Raw genomic sequence first — 16,394 nt, forward strand, 5'->3', positions numbered from 1 at the left:
CCCCCCCCCCCCCCCCCCCCCCCCCCCCCCCCCCCCCCCCCCCCCCCCCCCCCCCCCCCCCCCCCCCCCCCCCCCCCCCCCCCCCCCCCACACCGGCCCCTCCGGGCTACCGGCACCTGCCGTGGTGTGATCCTCCGCGCTCACGCCTCCTCGGTGGAGCGGCCCGCCTCGGCAGTGGGATCGATCCGCTCGTAATTGGCGAGCGCCAGCCCCAGCGCGAAGAAGGTGGGAGCCCACTCCCCGACGAAGATCCCCCAGCGGTCGGCCCTCTCGAGGTTCTCCTGCTTGCTGGAGGCGAGCCAGGAGGCAAGGGAGAGACCGATGGACCCGACCGCGGCGAGGTAGGCGTGTTCGCTGCGGAGTCCCGCGTCGTGCAGCTTCTTGACGATCATTCGTCCTCCTTGTGCTCAATCACGACATTTGTGCGTAGTTCTAGACACAAGGTCCTTTTGGATTCATTCACCAGCTCCTGTCGGATGACCTCGTCCGGCGAGACGGCGCGCAACCGCGCACGGGCGTGCGGCGGAGGGGGTGTCCAGACGTCGTAATAGGCAGTACATTTACCCTTCCAAGCTCCACCATCTGAAACGTGGGAGGTCGGATCGCACGGCCCGTCCGACTGCGCGAGGCCTTCGGCGCGACCCGCCGCAGAAGGGAAAGCCATGAGTTCCACGCTGGCCGACGAGATCCGCAGTCGGCTCGGAGAACTGAGCCCCGCCGAACGCAAGGTCGCACGCATCCTCTTGGCGGGATATCCCGCCGCCGTCTTCGAGACCGTCGCGACGATCGCGGAGCGGGCCGGCGTGTCGGCGCCCACGGTCCTGCGGTGCGCCTCGCGACTCGGGTACAAGGGGTTTCCCGATCTGCAGGCCGCTCTGCGCCTGGAGCTCGACGCCCGCAACGCCTCGCCGATCACCCTGTACACCGCGGCGGAGGCGGCGGAGCGGGAAGCCGCGGCGTCGCCGCCCGCCTCTGCCGCCGCCCACCTGGGCGAGCGCTCGGCGCTGGTACGGCAGGCGGTGTCGCAGACCTTCGACGAAGTGGCACCGCACGAGTTCGAGAACGCGGTGAGCCTGCTCGCCGACCGCAAACGCCGGGTGCACCTGGCCGGAGGACGGTTCACCCATCTCCTGGCGGAGTACCTGGGCCTGCACCTCATGCAGTTCCGCGACCAGGTCAGCCTCCTCCCCCACAAGGACGTGGAGCGGACGTCCTTCCTGACCCAGCTCAACCGCCGTGACGTCACGGTCCTGTTCGACTACCGGCGCTACGAGACGGACAAGACGCTCATCGCCGAACTCGCCCGGGAACGGGGTGGGAAGGTGATCGTGTTCACCGACCCGTGGCTCTCGCCCGCCGCCGCCCACGCGGACGTCGTCGTCATCACCCAGGTCTCCTCGGACTCCCCCTACGACAGCCTGACGCCGGCCATGGCCATCGTCGAGTCGCTCGTCGGTGCCGTCCTGGACCGGGTCGGCGGCGACGGCCACGAACGCATGAAGGAAGCGGAGAGGGTCGCCCGGCGGACCGGACTCCTGTAAACCGGAGCCTCGGGCCGCCGTCAGGGTCGGCGAGTCAGCAATCACCGCGCGAGGCCCCGGCGGGTCCTGCGCCGCACCGGACGCCGGACCGGTGAACCCGCCTCGGACCCATGAACGGAATCAGCAACCGATCCGAACCGTTCGTGACGTCGGACAAGCAGAGACGATACGGACTCGGGCACATGGCGCCCAGTTCCTGTCGCAGTCCGCCACGCTTCCCCCAAGCCAGTGACAGGCTGAGGTCAGGCCCCTACGGTATGCGTCTGCGCGCACTGTCAGCACGTCCGTTGGCGCGCGCTCCACGACACAGAATGGGAAACACATGTCCCGTCCCGTGCCCGTACACCGATCCCGTCGGCCGCTGTCCACCGCAGCGGCCGTCCTGCTGACCACCCTCGCGCTGACCGCCGCGGCAGGCGTCACGGCCACCTCCGCCGCCCCGGAACCGGGTCCCGCGGCAGCCTCCGCGTCGACGCTGGTGAAGACCGCCCAGAACGTGAGCGACCCCGGCCGGATCCCGGTGGACCACGGCTCCACCGTCAACTGGACCGTCGGATACGCCAACACCGCCCCCGGAGCCCCGGCGCCCGCGGTCATCACCGACCCCATCGCCGGCGCCGGCACCGCCCAGACGTACGTCCCCGGCTCCCTGAAGGTGCCGCCGGGCTGGACTCCCGGCTGGTCCACCGACGGGACGACCTTCACCGACGGTGACCCCGGCACCGCGACCCGGGCCGTGCGCGCGAGCCACCCCGCGGCCCGCCCCGGCGGAACACAACTGGCCCACGACCTCCTGCCGCCGGTACGCCCCACCGCGCAGTCCACCGGCGGCGACGGCTTCACGCCGGTGCTCCACCGCACCGAAAGCGGTGACGTCGAGGCGTGGAACATGTACCACCACACCGGTCCCGCCGCGCCGCAGGCCGTGTGCAGCAACCTGTCGACCGGCCAGCCCTGTACGGGAGGTCCGTGGCCCCGGCCCCTCAACACCACCCCCGGCCCCCTCGGTTCCGGGAGCACCGGGAACATCAGCAGCACGCTGACGCCCCAGTACGTGCTCGACCCCGGCCGGTCCGGCGTCCTCTACTACCCGGCCGTGACGACGTCGGCGCTCGGCGTCGGCTGTCTGGACCTCGCCGCCCGCGCCAACTGCGGCTTCTTCGCCCTGCGGGCCACCGGCGGCACCCCGTCCAGCGCCAACGGCATGGCGGGGCTCGTCGCCGAGGGCGGCAACATCTACGGCGTCGCCAGCACCGGCCAGGTGCTCTGCCTGGAGATCGCCAGCCGCACGCCGTGCGCCGGACAGCCCTACGACCCCGTGGTGCGGCCCAACCACGACCTCCCCGGTGCGACCGGCTCGCTCTACCTCGGCGGCATGACCACCGCGGGCGGCAAGGTCTTCGCCTCCTCATCGCCCCAGACCAGTGGGTCCAGCCTCGCCGGCGCACCCGCCCTGGGCTGCTTCGACCCGGCCACGGGCACGGTCTGCGCCGGCTGGGACACCGCACACCCGGCCGGCCCCAGCGCCGCCCACTACACCTACAACGCGTTCACGTCCTACGCCGCCTCCGGCGCGGCCAACGGAGTGTGCACCGCGTCCAGCAGCACCGGGCCGCCGACGACCACGTGCTACGGGATCGACGGCACACCGCTCGCCGCACCGGCGACGGGGCTCGGCACCGTGGGCAACGGCGTCCTCGTCTTCAACCCCGAGGTCGTCACCACCGCCACCGACACCCGGAGCTACTTCCCCGTCTGGGGCGGGCCCGTCCCCGGCGCGACGCTCTGCTACAGCTGGACCTCGGCCCAGCCGTGCGCCGGCTTCCCGGCCACGGCCACCCACCCGGGTGTGGGCGGTGGCGCGACCCGTGACTACGGCTACACCTACGACGCCACCACCCGCTGCCTCATCGCCCTCGGCGATGCGGGCATCCTCTTCTCCGTCGACCCGGGCACGGGCTCCACTCCGTGCGTGCACAGCGGTGCGGCCGTCACGCTGAAGCCGTCCGACTTCTACTGCGACGGCGCATCCGGTCACGTCCAGGGGTACACGGAGGCACGGCTGGAGGCCATCGACCTCTCCCACGTGAACCTCGCCGCCTCGGCCGTCGCCGTCACCGATCCCGACGGAACGGTCCTCGCCACTCCCGCCCTGACCCCGGCCGGCACCGTCGACCTCAGCACCATCTCCGCGGTCGACCATCCGGCGATCACCGTCACCGTCCAGCTGGTCCTGAACAGCGCCGCCGACTTCACGGCGACGAACCACCCGTCGCTGGTGGCGAGTTTCCAGGGCGACGCGCCTCAGGTCTGCGTGCGTACGGTCGTCGCCGCGGACTGCGCGGTCACCCAGGTGTCCGACACCGCGACCGCGAGCGACTCCTCCGGCTCCCTGACCTCCAACACCGTCGACCTTCCCGTCGCGCCCGGTGCTCGCTGCAAGCCCGTGGTGACGGTCGAGAAGGAGATCTGTACGGTCACGAGCCCGCACGCGTGCGGTCCCGGCGGTGCGGGGCCCTGGGCGAAGAAGAGCCCCGTGGGGCTGCTGCAACTGCTCGGCACCGCGTACTGGCGGATCACCGTCACCAACACCGGTCCCGTCGCCGCCACCGGCGTGACGGTCAACGACCCCACCACCCCCGGTTGCCGGACGGCGGCAGGGACCTTCGACCTCGCGGTCGGCGCCAGCCGGCAGGTCCACTGCAGTTCCTTCCTGCTGGCCCTGCCGCTGAAGAACACGGCGTCGGCCACCTTCTCCGGGCTCGGCGAGCCCCCCGGCACGCCCCCGGCCACCAGCGCACCGTCCTCGGCGATCGCCTGCTCCCTGCTCTGCATCCTCACGAAGGAGTCCTGACCCCCAGGAGCCCTCGACCCCGGCCCCACCGGGCCGTCAGTCGAGGGCTCCGTTGACGGTGGCCCGGGCGATCGCGATGTTCGGAACCCCGTACTTCGTGAGGATCTTGGCGTACGTACCGTCGTCCATCAGGGACTGCAGGGCCGCCTGAACGGCTTCCTTGAGGCCGGGCAGGTCCTTCGACACGCCGATGCCCATCGGCGAGGCGCTGTACTCCCCCACCGCCTCGCGTCCCGTCACCGTGGAGAAGGACGTGCCGCCGTCGGCCGTGGCGGCGACGTACGCCGCCGTCACCTCGTCCAGGTAGTCGGCGACGACCTTCCCGCTGCGGAGGGCCAGTTGCGCCTCGGAGTCCTTCGAGAACGCCAGGACGGTGATGGGCGGGAGGCCCTTCGCCTTGCACAGTTCCTGCCGCTGCTGGAGCAGCTTCTGGTGGTTGGTTCCGGTCTGGACCCCGACCGCCTTGCCGCAGACGTCCGTCACGACGGTGATGTTCTCGGGGTTGCCCTTCGCCACGAGCCAGCCGGGGCCGGCGTTGAGGTAGTCGACGAAGTCCACCGACGTCTGCCTGGCCTTCTTGTCCGTCATGGCCGACATGACGGCATCGAACTTCCCCGCCTGGACGGCGGGCAGGATCCCGTCGAACTTCTGCTGTGAGAACGCGAACGTGACTCCGAGGCGGGCCCCGAGGGCCTGGCCCAGGTCGTGGTCGATTCCGGTGATCCGGGTGGTGCCCTCCTCGGCGTACATCTCGAAGGGCGGGTAGGGGACATCGGTCGCGACGCGGACCGTCCCTTCGGCCCGGACGGCCGGCGGGAGCATGGCGTACAGCGCGGGGTCGGGCTTGACCGTGAGGCCGGGCAGTACCACCGCCGGGCCGGCCATCCCGGACCGGGCAGGGCCGGGCGACGAGCCGTCGGACGCGGTGCCGCACCCGGAGGCGAGCAGGGCGAGGCCGGTGAGTGCGACGACGAGCGTGGTGCGGGGAGGGACGGACATGGAGCGGCCTTTCTCTCTGTCATCAGGTCGTGAGCCATGCGCTTGCCACCACCGCCGAGCCGGTGGTGGTCCGGGGGACGGCAGGCGGAGCCGGTCCCGCGAGGGATGCCGGCTCCGCCGCTCGCTCATCGTCCGGGCGCGATGTCGATCTGGAGCCCGACGAGTGTTCCGGCGGTGGCGCCGTCGGCGGTGAAGGCGGCGAAGCCTCGCGCCTTGGTGAAGGTCACCGTGAACCGGGGGCCGGACTCGAACGTCGTCGCCGTCGCGCTGTCCTGCCCTCGCGTCGACGCGAGGGCCCTGGCCGTGGTCCGGAAGGAGTAGGGGGTGCCGTCCGGGTTGGCGGCCGAATAGAAGACGTCGGTGTTGGGCGGCACGGCCGTCGTGGCCGTGGGGGCCAGCACGTGCTTGCCGGTCGCGACCCGAACGCTCCACGTGCGGGGGTCGTACCGGTCCCCGTCGGTGAGGTAGCTGTACCGGGCCCGGTGGAGGGACCAGCCATGGACGGAGTCGTGCGCACGGGCGGCCCGCAGGTCGAGGACGGCGACGCCGTTCGGGCCGAGGACCGTCACATGCTCACGGTTGCTGCCGGGCCGGTCGACGACCAGGGCGGTGTTCTCCTCCAGGGCGTAGACGCGGTCGTGCCCGGTGTCGGAGGCGAGGCGCAGAGCTCGGCCCTCGCGTCCGTAGGCACCCGTGTGGGTGTCGACGAGTCCGGAGCGGAGGAAGCCGAACCCGCCCTGGGGGAGGTAGCCGAGCCGGGTGGGGTCGTCGAAGTATCCGGGGGCGCTGCCGTCGCGGAGGCCCTCGTAGGAGTCCCCGCCGCTGACCATGTCGGGGCCGGAGGCGATCTGGGCACCCGCAGAAGATCCGGAGACCACTGCCCCGTGGGCAAGCTTGGCACGGATGGCGGCGAGGACCTTCGAGTCCTTGTGCTCGTCGCCGCGCAGGAGGGTGGTGACGTAGCGGTACTGGTCGCCGCCACCGAAGAAGAAGCCGGTCATGGACTCGACCTGGGCGACGACGGCGTCGGAGTCGGCGGCGGCCACGTGGTCGAGGTCGACGGGGATCCACTGGGCGTCCGCGGCGCCGTGCCGCTTGAAGAGCTCGGCGTAGTAGGCGCCGTTGCACGCGGAGTTGCTGCACAGGTCGGGGTCGTCGGCGTGGGGGTCCTGGCTCTCGGGCACGGAGGCGGCGGTGAGGACGCCGATGCGGGCCTGCGGCCCGCCGGCCCGCTTGATGATCTCGCCGTACACCTGGCTGTTGTCGTCCTTGAGTCCTCCGCCCACCAGGACGAGGGAGCCCGGGTGGAGCGTGGCGGGCCGGGGGTCGGCCTGGGCGGAGGAGGAGATCGTGAGGAGGGCGACGGCGAGGCCGCCGGCGATGACGGTGCGCCGTGTGGGGGCGGACGGGATGCGCATGGTGCCTCCGTTGAGGGGAGTGGGAGGGAGGGGCTCGTGAATGCGTGAGGGTGGGCGTACCGCGTCGGCCCGGCGGGCGGTACGGCCGGAGGAGGGACGTCGGCTCCGGCCGTACGGCCGGACGGCTCAGGCGGTGGCGGCGTCGCCGAGGGAGGCGATCAGCTCGGCGAGGATCGCGATCCGCTGGGGGACGCTGGTGATGTCGAGCCATTCCAGGGGGGTGTGGTCGGCGCCTCCGACGGGCCCCAGTCCGTCCAGGACGGGGATTCCGGTGCCGGCGATGAGGTTGGCGTCCCCCACTCCGCCGGTCGCCGCGGCGCCGAGCGCGATGCCCGCCGCGAGGGCAGCGCGGCGTGCGTGGGCGAGGATGCGCCGGGACGCGGGTGTGTCCTCCATGGGCGGGCAGAGGTCGAGCTGCTCGACCTCGACGGTGACACCGGGGACGCCGGGCTGGTCCGCAGCCTCCTGGATGGCCCGGGTGACCCGCCGGATGTCGGCCGTGGTGGCGGCGCGGACCTCGATGCGCAGCTCGGCCTGGGGGCAGACGATGTTGGCGCGGGTGCCGGCCCGGACCACGCCGACGTTGACGGTCACGTCGTCCCAGTGGCCGTTGAGGGCCTGGATGGCGACGGTCAGGTGGGCGGCGGCGAGGGCGGCGTTCGCTCCGCGCTCGGGCTCGATACCGGCGTGGGCGGCCCGGCCGGTGAGGGTGAGGCGGAAGTCCGCGACGCCCTTGCGGGCGATGACCACGTCGCCGTTCTCCCGGGCGCACTCCAGGCCGAGTCCGTAGTGCACGTCCGCCGCGGTGCGTTCGATGAACGTACGGCTGGCGGGTGAGCCGATCTCCTCGTCCGGGGTGGCCAGGAACACCAGCTCGTCGTACGCGTCGACGCCGTGCTCGAGGAGGATCTCCAGGGCGGTGAGGCCCGCGAGCATGCCCCCCTTGTCATCGCTCACGCCGGGTCCGTACGCCGTGGAGCCGTCGATGCGGAAGGGACGCGCGGCGGCGGTGCCGTCCTCGAAGACGGTGTCCATGTGGCCGGCGAGGAGGATGCGGCGGCCGCCCACCGCTGCGGGGAGTCCACCGCGTCTGCGGCCGACGAGGGCGTCACCGGACCGGTGGCCGTCGGGCGAGGGAGGGAAGCCGACGCGTTCGACGTCGAATCCCATCCGCTCGAGGCGGCGCTCGACCCAGTCGGCGACCTCGTCGACGCCGTCGGCGCTGTAGGAGCCGGAGTCGATGGAGACGAGTTCGGCCAGGTCTGCCAGATAGCGGGAGAGGTGGTCCTGCGCCAGGCCGAGGAGGTCGTCGAGCCGTTCCTGCCGGCGGGTGGGGGCGCTCACAGGACCTTGGACAGGAAGGCGCGGGTGCGCTCCTGCTCCGGGTGGACGAGGACCTGGCGGGGGTCTCCCGCTTCGACGACGACGCCTTCGTCCATGAAGACGGCCGTGTCGCCGACCTCGCGGGCGAATCCGATCTCGTGGGTGACGACGACCATCGTCATGCCGTCGGCGGCGAGCTGTCGCATGACGTCCAGGACGTCTCCGACGAGCTCGGGGTCCAGGGCGGAGGTCGGTTCGTCGAAGAGCATCAGCTTGGGCTTCATGGCGAGCGCACGGGCGATGGCGACGCGCTGCTGCTGGCCGCCGGAGAGCTCGGCGGGGAAGTGCCGGGCGCGGTCGCCGAGCCCGACCTGTTCGAGCAGGGCGTGGGCCTGTTCGCGGGCTTCGTTCCTGGGGACCGACGCGACCTTGAGGGGCGCTTCCATGACGTTGTCGAGGGCGGTCATGTGCGGGAAGAGGTTGAACCGCTGGAAGACCATCCCGATGTCGCGGCGGCGGTCGGCCACCTCGCGTTCGCGGAGTTCGTGGAGCTTGTCGCCCTGCTGGCGGTAGCCGACGAGTTCGCCGTCGACGGTGAGCCTGCCGCCGTCGACCTTCTCCAGGTGGTTGATGCAGCGCAGGAAGGTGGACTTTCCCGAGCCCGAGGGGCCGAGCAGGCAGCACACCTGGCCGCGGTCGACGGTGAGGTCGATGCCCTTGAGGACCTCCAGCCTTCCGAAGTGCTTGCGGACGCCTTCGGCCCGCACCATGGGGGTGCTCATCGGCTCTGCTCCTTGGTGTTCTTGCCGAGTCGCTCCACGGTTCCGCCGAGCAGCCGGCGGAGCGGCGAGACGTGACCGGCGCGGGTGGTCCCGCGTCCGTAGCGCCGTTCCAGCCATGCCTGGGGCACGCTGAGGAGGGTGACGAGGGCCAGGTACCAGATGCTGGCGACCACCAGCATGGGGATGACCTGGTAGTTCTGGGCGTACACGTCCTGGATGTTGGACATCAGGTCGTGGGCGGAGATGACCGAGACGAGCGCGGTCATCTTGAGCATGTTGATCGTCTCGTTGCCCATGGGCGGAATGATCACGCGCATGGCCTGGGGCAGGACGATGCGGCGCATGGTCAGCGCGGGACGCATGCCGAGCGAGTGCGCGGCCTCGGCCTGCCCGGGATCGACGGACTGGATGCCGGCGCGGACGATCTCCGAGGCGTAGGCGGCCTCGTTGAGCCCGAGGGCGAGCAGGGCGGCGATCGCCGGTGTCAGCAGGGTGTTCGTCTCGGCCTGGAAGAAGGTGACGTCCGTGAAGGGGATGCCGATCTTCACGTACTTGTACAGGGCCGCGGCGTATCCCCAGAAGATGATCTGCACGAGCAGCGGAGTGCCGCGGAACACCCAGACGAAGGCGTTGGCCAGGCCGTACAGCACGGGGCTGGAGGAGAGCCGCATGACGGCGATGAGCGTACCCAGTGCCAGGCCGAGGAACATGGCGGCGGCGGTCAGCCAGAGGGTGGTGGTCAGGCCGTCGAAGATGAGGTCGGCGAAGAGGTAGTCGCCGACGATGTCCCAGTGCAGGTTGTCGTTCTTGGCGAGGGAGCCGACCAGGCCGACGAGGGCGGCCAGGGAGGCGGCCGCGGCGATCCAGCGTCCGACGTTGCGGACGGGGACGACTTCGAGTTCGCGGGCGGGCGAGGAGGTGGTGGCGGGGCTCTTGGTGTCGATCATCTCTAGTCGACCGCCGCGTTCTTGGTGGCCTTGGGGACGGCGATCGAGGCGACGCCGTACTTGTTGAAGATGTGGACGAGTTCGCCGTCGTCGATGAGGGCCTGGAGGGCCTTGAGGATGGCGTCCGTCAGTTCGGGGAGCTGCTTGGTGACGGCGATGCCGTTGGGCGAGGCGTTGTAGCCGCCGGGCGCGGCGGGGTCCTCGACGAGGTCGAAGGTCCCTCCGTCACCGGCGGTCTTGGCCACCCAGCCGGCGGCGGGCTTGGTCAGGACCTGGGCGACGACCTTTCCGGCACGCAGCGCGAGCTGGGCGTCGGAGTCCTTGGGGAAGGTCTGGATGTCGATCGGGCCCTTGCCGGCCGCCGTGCAGGCGGTCTGGTGGGACTTGAGGAGATCGAGCTGGTTGGTCGCCGTCTGCACGGCCACCTTTCGTCCGCACAGGTCGTCCAGGGTGGTCACCTTCACCGGGTTGCCCTCGGCGACCAGGATGCCGGAGCCGGACTGGGAGTAGTCGACGAAGTCGACGACCTTCTGGCGCTCCTTGTTGTCGGTGATGGCCGACATCGCGGCGTCGAACTTGCCGGCCTGGAGGGCGGGGACGATGCCGTCGAACTTCTGGGGCGTGAAGGAGAACCGCACGCCGAGCTTCGCGCCGAGCGCCTGGCCGAGGTCGTAGTCCAGTCCCGTGAGGGTGGGCTCGCCCTCCTTCACGAACATCTCGAAGGGCGGGTACGGCACGTCGGTCGCGACGCGGACCTCGCCCGCCTTCTTGATCTTCTCCGGGAGCAGGTCGTGCAGCGCCGGGTCCTTCACGACCTCCTTGCCGGCGACGACGACCTTGCCGGACGGCGCGGCGACGTCGTCGCCTCCGCAGGCGGACAGGGAGGCGAGCAGGACGGCCGTGACGGCGGCCGCCGCTGTGGGGCGTGCGAAGCGCGTGTTCATCGCGTGGAGCCTCTCGGTGGTTTTCTGCCGGCGGAATCTGGCCGCCCGGCACAGCAGTGAAATTACAGAGTGATGCGTTCCCTGGCTAGATGTAAGTCTCATTACGTTCATGTAACGCGCCTCCAGAGCCTCAATTTGCGGAAGTGTGAGGCGATTTGGGCGATCAATCCGCGGAAATGTCGACGGGTCGCGGCTGAAGATCCTCTTACATCTTCCGGCAACGGCTCGTTACTTGTATGTTCCGCTACCAACCGGCACCCCGTCATCGGAGTGCCGCGGAATCGAACAGTCCCCCCTGCCTTGGAGCGCAGATGCATCTCCGTTCACTCAGACTTGCCTCGACAGGCGTCGTCCTGACCGCACTGGCTTCCGCGCTGGTCGCGCAGCAGCCCGCGCACGCGGCGGCCGACAGGATCCGGCTCGGCAGCACCTCCGACGTCACCCGCGCCTCATGGAACGGCCCGGCGTTCACCATGAACGGCGCGGGCGGCGTGGTCCCCGCGTCGATGACGCGGGCCGTCGACGAGATCCGAGGCGGCACCGGGACGCTCGACGTCGTGGTCCTCGCGGGTTCGGCGCCGACGTCGGGCAGCAAGACTCCCGAGTGCGACACGATCACGGGACTCACCGGGGTCAACTCCTGCACGACGTGGACGCTCACGGCAGCCAACGACGGCAACAACAGCCAGGTCAACACGGACGTACGCAACGCCGAGTTCGTCTACTTCGCCGGCGGCGACCAGTGTCGCTACGCCGCCTGGAAGGGGACCGCCCTGGAGGCGTCCATCGAGTCGGTCGTCGCCAAGGGCGGCGGCTCGGGCGGCGGCAGTGCGGGGCACCACATCAACAGCCCGATCGTCTACGACGCGTGCAACGGCAGCGTCACCAGCGCCGAGGCGCTCGCCAACCCCTACGACCGGTACATCAGCTTCACCACCGGCATGCTCGAGTGGCCGAACTACGCCGGGGTCATCAACGACTCGCACTTCGTCACCCGCGACCGCATGGGCCGCACCATGTCCTTCCTCGCACGCGCCGTGAAGGACGGTCTCGCGCCGGGAGGAGCGGCCTGGGGCGTCGGCGTGGAGGAGGGGGGCGGCTCCCTCTTCCTCGACCGCAACGGCATGGCGACCCAGTACGGCAAGGACGCCTACGTCGTCCTCGCCGACCACCAGCCCGAGCAGGCCGTGGACCGCAAGCCGCTGACCTACTCGGGGTTCAAGATCTGGCGCCTGACGCCCGGCTCGACGTTCGACTTCAAGAACCGCCCCACCTGCGGCTACTACCTCCGCAGCGTCACCGGCGGAGTGGCAGACGCCGGCCTCTACAGCGGTACTCCCGTGACCACCTGCGGCAGCTCGGGCGGTGCAGCGGCCCTGGCCGAGAGCGAGCCGAACGACACCCGCGACACGGCCGACGACGCCACCGCCCTGGCCTCCCCCGGCTCGCTGACCGGCGGCATGAAGTCGACCAGCGACCGCGACTACTTCAAGCTGAGCCTGGCCTCGGGCCAGACGGCCTCGGTGACCTGCGCGGTCCCCTCCGCCTATGACGCCGATCTGTACTGGCTCGACGCGAACGGCAGCACCCTGACCCGCTCCGTCAACGACGGCGCTGGCACCGACGAGTCCCTCTCCTTCACCAGAACCGCCTCCGGATCGGACACCTACTACCTCGACATGGAGGCGTACAGCGGCTCCGGGACCGCTTCCTACACCTGCACGGTGACCAAGAACTGACCTGATCCCCCTGTGGCCGGGCCCGCGTCCGCGGTCCCGACCTCAGGGCTTCGCCCCCGGCACCGTGCCCCCCGCCGCCGGGGGCCCCGCCCTGACGCCCTCACCTCACACCGGGTGCGCGAGCCGCCTCGGGTCGAGCAGGAAGGAGAGCTGCTCCTCAGAGACCAGCCCCTCGCGGGCCGCCAGTTCGCGTACGGGCACCCCCGTCGCCTGGCACTGGCGGGCCAGAGCGGTGGCCTGCTGGTACCCGATCACCGGGCTGAGGGCGGTGGCGAGTCCCGAGCTGGTCTCCACGAGCACGCGCAGGTGCTCCTCGTTCGCCTGGACGCCTGCCACGCAGCGCTCGGCGAGCAGCCGGCACGCGGCCTCCATCCGGTTCGCCGACTTCAGCAGGTGGTGGACCATCAGGGGCTCGAAGGCGTTCAGCTGGAGCTGACCGGCCTGCGCCGCCGCGCAGACGGCCGCGTCCGCCCCCACCACGTCGAAACAGACCTGCGTGACCGCCTCGGGAACGACGGGATTGACCTTGCCCGGCATGATGCTCGACCCGGCCTGCAGCTCAGGCAGCCGGATCTCGCCCAGTCCTGCCCGGGGCCCGGACGCCAGCAGCCGGAGGTCGTTGCAGATCTTCGTCAGCCGCAGGGCGAACTGCCGCAGCGCCCCGGAGAGCCGGAGGAATCCTCCGACGCCCTGTGTGCTCTCCACGAGGTCCCGCGCCGATCTGGCCGGCGCGGAAGCGATGGCGGCGAGGTGCGCCACGGCCAGAGGACCGAAGCCGGCATCCGCGTTGAGGCCGGTCCCGATGGCGGTGCCCCCGAGGTTGACCTCCAGGAGGGCTTCCGCAGCGATGCCGATGCCCTCGGCGTCGTCACGCACGGTCAGGGCGAACGCGTCGAACTCCTGCCCCAGCGTCATGGGGACGGCGTCCTGCAGCTGGGTCCGTCCCAGCTTGACGGTCTTGGCGAACGCCCCTCCTCGTTCGGCGAAGGCGTTGCGCAGCACGGTCATCGCGTCCAGCAGGTGCCCGCTCGCGGCGTACATCGCGAGCTTGGCCGCCGTCGGGTACACGTCGTTGGTGCTCTGCGACCGGTTCACGTCGTCGTTGGGGTGCAGGCGCGCATAGTCCCCACGCCGGTGCCCCAGGAGTTCGAGGGCCCGGTTGGCGATGACCTCGTTGGCGTTCATGTTGGTCGACGTGCCGGCCCCGCCCTGGAAGACGTCGACGACGAACTGGTCGTGCAGCCGGCCCGCACGGATCTCCCGGCACGCCCGCCTGATGGCGTCGGCCTTCTCCGCCGGCAGAGTCCCCAGGTCGGCGTGGGCCAGCGCGGCGGCTTCCTTCACCGCCGCCAGAGCCACGACGAGCTCCGGGTGGGACGAGAGAGGAAGGCCCGTGAGGGGGAAGTTCTCCAGGGCCCGCGCGGTGTGGATGCCCCAGTAGACGTCGGAGCTCACTTCTCGCTCACCGATGAGGTCATGTTCCTCGCGCTGCATACCGTCCTCTTCCCTGGATCGATCCGTCCTCGTGAACCCAGGGAAGTATCACTCATTACAAAGTTGCCACGCAAGACCGTATTTGAATCAAGCATTACTCCGAGAACACCCCTGTTCCTCCTGGCCCGTGGAAGACCGCGCGAGGGCGTACCGGCCCGCGGTCGCCCATCGGCCCACGCTCGGGCACCGCCACGAAGGCGGACCGGAGGCACGACGGACGGCACCGAGAGGCGCGAGCGCGCGAGCGGGGGCAGCATCGGGGAGAGAGGCAGAGCCGGAACGCCACGGAGGAAGTCACGTGCTGATCGAGGCGACGGGAGCCGTTCTGCCGGCCGCGCTGGCGGTCGCGCTCAGTCCCTTTCCGGTGATCGGCGTCGTCGTGATCCTGTCCGGCGAACGGGGCTCCCGGAACGGGCTGATGTTCGCCGCCGGTTGGACGGCCGGCCTCACCCTGGTGTCGGTCGTGGTCGCGCTGGTGTTCAGCGGAGCGGACGATCCGGACAGCACGTCGTCGGCCGTGGCGGACTGGGGACGGGTCGTGGCCGGAGGCGCTCTCGTCGTGCTCGGGGCACGCAAGTGGTGGAGGCGTCCGCGGGCCGCCGACCGGGTCGAACCGCCTCGCTGGATGGCTTCGCTGTCCGAGGCCACGGCGGGCCGGTCGCTCGTCCTCGGCGCCCTCCTGTCGGGCGCCAACCCGAAGAACTTCGTCCTGACGGCGTCGGCGACCACCGCGATCACCGAATCGGGGGCTCACGACGCGGGCCTCGTCGGCGCCCTCACCGTCTTCGTGCTCCTCGCCTCCTGTACGGTCCTCGGCTGCGTGGTCCTTCACCTCACCGGCGGGAGCCGCGCCCGAGCGTTCCTGGACGGTGTCGAGACGTTCATGGTGACCCACAGCACCGCGATCACCGTGAGCATCATGCTCCTCCTGGGCGCCGGCATCCTGGGCGAGGGCCTCGCCGGGCTCGGCCGCTGACGAGAACCGGCGGCCTGGAGGGCATCAGGCGGTGCTCGCCCTCGGTCGGGCGCGGGGACGGAGCATCTCGGCGGGCTCGTGGTGCTCGGCGAGCTCGCCCGGCAGGCGTCCAGAATCGGGCCGGTGCGGCGGCGGCCCGGGGGGGGCGGGGGCTTCCTCCCTCCTGCCGCCCGGGGTGCCCGGCTCCCGCCCGGCGTCCACGGGTGGCCCATAGGACGACGGGACCGGGCGCACCCGGCGCCCGTCAGTCCGTGGGCTGCAGCTGGGCGAAGACGACGAGGTTCTCCGTGTAGTCCTTCGCGACGCGGTCGTAGGCGCCCGCGCAGGTGATGAGCCTGACGAGAGCACTCGGGGTGTCGTCGTACACGCGCCGCGCGGGGAAGTCGTCCTTGCGGAAGCTCTCCACCGAGTCGACGACGAAGACGGCGGTGGTGCCGTCCTCGCGCAGGACTTCGAAGGAGTCACCGGGGTCGAGCTCTCGGAGCCGGGCGAACACCGCAGGGGCCGTGGCGGTGTCGAGGTGGCCGGCGATCAGCGACGTACCCCGCTCACCGGGAGAGGGACCGGACGCGTGCCAGCCGACCAGGTTCGTGTCATCGGCCGGCGGGGGGTCGAGTGCGCCCGAGGGCCCGATCTCCAGGTCGGTGAAGGGCGCGTCCACCCCGATCTCGGGAATGCGCAGCCGGACCGGAGCCGACCGCGGCAGCGAGCGACCCGCGACCGGAGCCGTGGGCGGGGAGGACGGGGTGGTGCCTCCCGGCACGCCGGACGCGCCCGGCCGCGGCGCCCCGTCGGAGGCGGCCGCGGCCGGTGGGGGAACAGCGGGCCGGGAGCGGACGCTCGCGTCCTGTGTGTCGAGGCTCGGGCCGAAGACGGCCAGGAGCGCGACCAGCACCAGCGTCCAGAAGGCGGTGGGGGCGGCCCACCGCGGGATGCGCCGGTGGTCTTTCTCGGGGGCGGGGTCGGTCGGGGCTTTCATCAGCGATGTCTTTCCGACGGGCAGGGCGGATCCGGGGGTGTGGAACGAAGGGCGGACGGAAGCGCGTCGCGGGGACTGCCTCTCGGGTGGCAGCCCCCACGACGTGCGGGGGTATCACGCCGAGACGCCGGCGGTCTTCCTCCGGCGGTAGAGGACGAAGGCGGCCGCCCCGCCCGCGAGGACCAGCGCGCCGGTCACGTTCGTACCGGTGTCCGCGAGGCCGCCGCCACCCGTGTGCATGCCGCCCTTGGGCTTGTCGTGCTTGTCAGCCTCTTCCTTCTGCTCGGGCGCGGAACCCTGCTCCTTCTGCTCGGGCTTGCCCCAGTCGTCGGCGTTGACCAGCGACAGCGCACCGGCACCGGTGTGCATGCCGCCCTCCGGCTTGCCGTGTCCCTTCT

At 71.2% G+C, this 16,394-nt stretch carries 13 protein-coding genes and 1 pseudogene; 4 read left to right on the forward strand and 10 right to left on the reverse strand.

Going from position 1 to position 16,394, the window contains the following annotated elements:
* Positions 1 to 140 precede the first annotated feature (140 nt).
* Positions 141 to 392 carry a hypothetical protein gene (locus ACZ60W_RS00005; protein WP_469753019.1) on the reverse strand — a complete coding sequence of 84 codons (252 nt, stop codon included), beginning with the start codon at positions 390 to 392 and terminating at the stop codon, positions 141 to 143.
* Between the two features lie 270 nt (positions 393 to 662).
* Here ACZ60W_RS00005 and ACZ60W_RS00010 point away from each other — a divergent pair, with 270 nt between their 5' ends.
* Both ACZ60W_RS00010 and ACZ60W_RS00015 read left to right on the forward strand, forming a co-directional pair.
* On the forward strand, positions 663 to 1,541 hold the full coding sequence (locus ACZ60W_RS00010) for a MurR/RpiR family transcriptional regulator (protein WP_469753020.1): 879 nt from the start codon (positions 663 to 665) through the stop codon (positions 1,539 to 1,541).
* A 334-nt stretch (positions 1,542 to 1,875) separates the two neighbouring features.
* On the forward strand, positions 1,876 to 4,395 hold the full coding sequence (locus ACZ60W_RS00015) for a DUF7617 domain-containing protein (RefSeq protein WP_469753021.1): 2,520 nt from the start codon (positions 1,876 to 1,878) through the stop codon (positions 4,393 to 4,395).
* Positions 4,396 to 4,431: 36 nt separating this feature from the next.
* Here ACZ60W_RS00015 and ACZ60W_RS00020 read toward each other — a convergent pair whose 3' ends face one another.
* The 6 genes from ACZ60W_RS00020 to ACZ60W_RS00045 all read right to left on the reverse strand — a co-directional run bounded on the left by ACZ60W_RS00020 (position 4,432) and on the right by ACZ60W_RS00045 (position 10,808).
* Positions 4,432 to 5,394 carry an ABC transporter substrate-binding protein gene (locus ACZ60W_RS00020; protein ID WP_469753022.1) on the reverse strand — a complete coding sequence of 321 codons (963 nt, stop codon included), beginning with the start codon at positions 5,392 to 5,394 and terminating at the stop codon, positions 4,432 to 4,434.
* A gap of 125 nt (positions 5,395 to 5,519) precedes the next feature.
* Positions 5,520 to 6,812, reverse strand: a complete 1,293-nt coding sequence (locus ACZ60W_RS00025) for a cyanophycinase (protein WP_469753023.1) — start codon at positions 6,810 to 6,812, stop codon at positions 5,520 to 5,522.
* Between the two features lie 126 nt (positions 6,813 to 6,938).
* Positions 6,939 to 8,156: a M20/M25/M40 family metallo-hydrolase gene (locus ACZ60W_RS00030; RefSeq protein ID WP_469753024.1), complete on the reverse strand. Its 1,218-nt coding sequence runs from the start codon at positions 8,154 to 8,156 to the stop codon at positions 6,939 to 6,941.
* Positions 8,153 to 8,905 carry an amino acid ABC transporter ATP-binding protein gene (locus tag ACZ60W_RS00035; RefSeq protein ID WP_469753254.1) on the reverse strand — a complete coding sequence of 251 codons (753 nt, stop codon included), beginning with the start codon at positions 8,903 to 8,905 and terminating at the stop codon, positions 8,153 to 8,155. The genes ACZ60W_RS00030 and ACZ60W_RS00035 overlap by 4 nt, the downstream gene beginning before the upstream one ends.
* 8 nt (positions 8,906 to 8,913) lie before the next feature.
* Positions 8,914 to 9,864: an amino acid ABC transporter permease gene (locus tag ACZ60W_RS00040; RefSeq protein WP_469753025.1), complete on the reverse strand. Its 951-nt coding sequence runs from the start codon at positions 9,862 to 9,864 to the stop codon at positions 8,914 to 8,916.
* 2 nt (positions 9,865 to 9,866) lie between these two features.
* Positions 9,867 to 10,808, reverse strand: a complete 942-nt coding sequence (locus ACZ60W_RS00045) for an ABC transporter substrate-binding protein (protein ID WP_469753026.1) — start codon at positions 10,806 to 10,808, stop codon at positions 9,867 to 9,869.
* A gap of 311 nt (positions 10,809 to 11,119) precedes the next feature.
* On the opposite strand from ACZ60W_RS00045, the gene ACZ60W_RS00050 reads away from it, so the two are divergent.
* On the forward strand, positions 11,120 to 12,547 hold the full coding sequence (locus ACZ60W_RS00050) for a hypothetical protein (RefSeq protein ID WP_469753027.1): 1,428 nt from the start codon (positions 11,120 to 11,122) through the stop codon (positions 12,545 to 12,547).
* 105 nt (positions 12,548 to 12,652) lie between these two features.
* On the opposite strand, the gene ACZ60W_RS00055 is transcribed toward ACZ60W_RS00050, so the two are convergent.
* On the reverse strand, positions 12,653 to 14,041 hold the full coding sequence (locus ACZ60W_RS00055) for an aspartate ammonia-lyase (protein ID WP_469753028.1): 1,389 nt from the start codon (positions 14,039 to 14,041) through the stop codon (positions 12,653 to 12,655).
* Between the two features lie 298 nt (positions 14,042 to 14,339).
* Between ACZ60W_RS00055 and ACZ60W_RS00060 the strand changes: the two genes are divergently transcribed.
* Entirely contained in the window at positions 14,340 to 15,017 is a 678-nt protein-coding gene (locus tag ACZ60W_RS00060; protein ID WP_469753029.1) for a GAP family protein, read from the forward strand.
* Positions 15,018 to 15,261: 244 nt separating this feature from the next.
* Here ACZ60W_RS00060 and ACZ60W_RS00065 read toward each other — a convergent pair whose 3' ends face one another.
* On the reverse strand, positions 15,262 to 15,996 hold the full coding sequence (locus ACZ60W_RS00065) for a class F sortase (RefSeq protein WP_469753030.1): 735 nt from the start codon (positions 15,994 to 15,996) through the stop codon (positions 15,262 to 15,264).
* 114 nt (positions 15,997 to 16,110) lie between these two features.
* Positions 16,111 to 16,394, reverse strand: a pseudogene (locus ACZ60W_RS00070) (hypothetical protein); the annotation flags it as partial.

Source organism: Streptomyces sp. NPDC104202 (assembly GCF_055584185.1).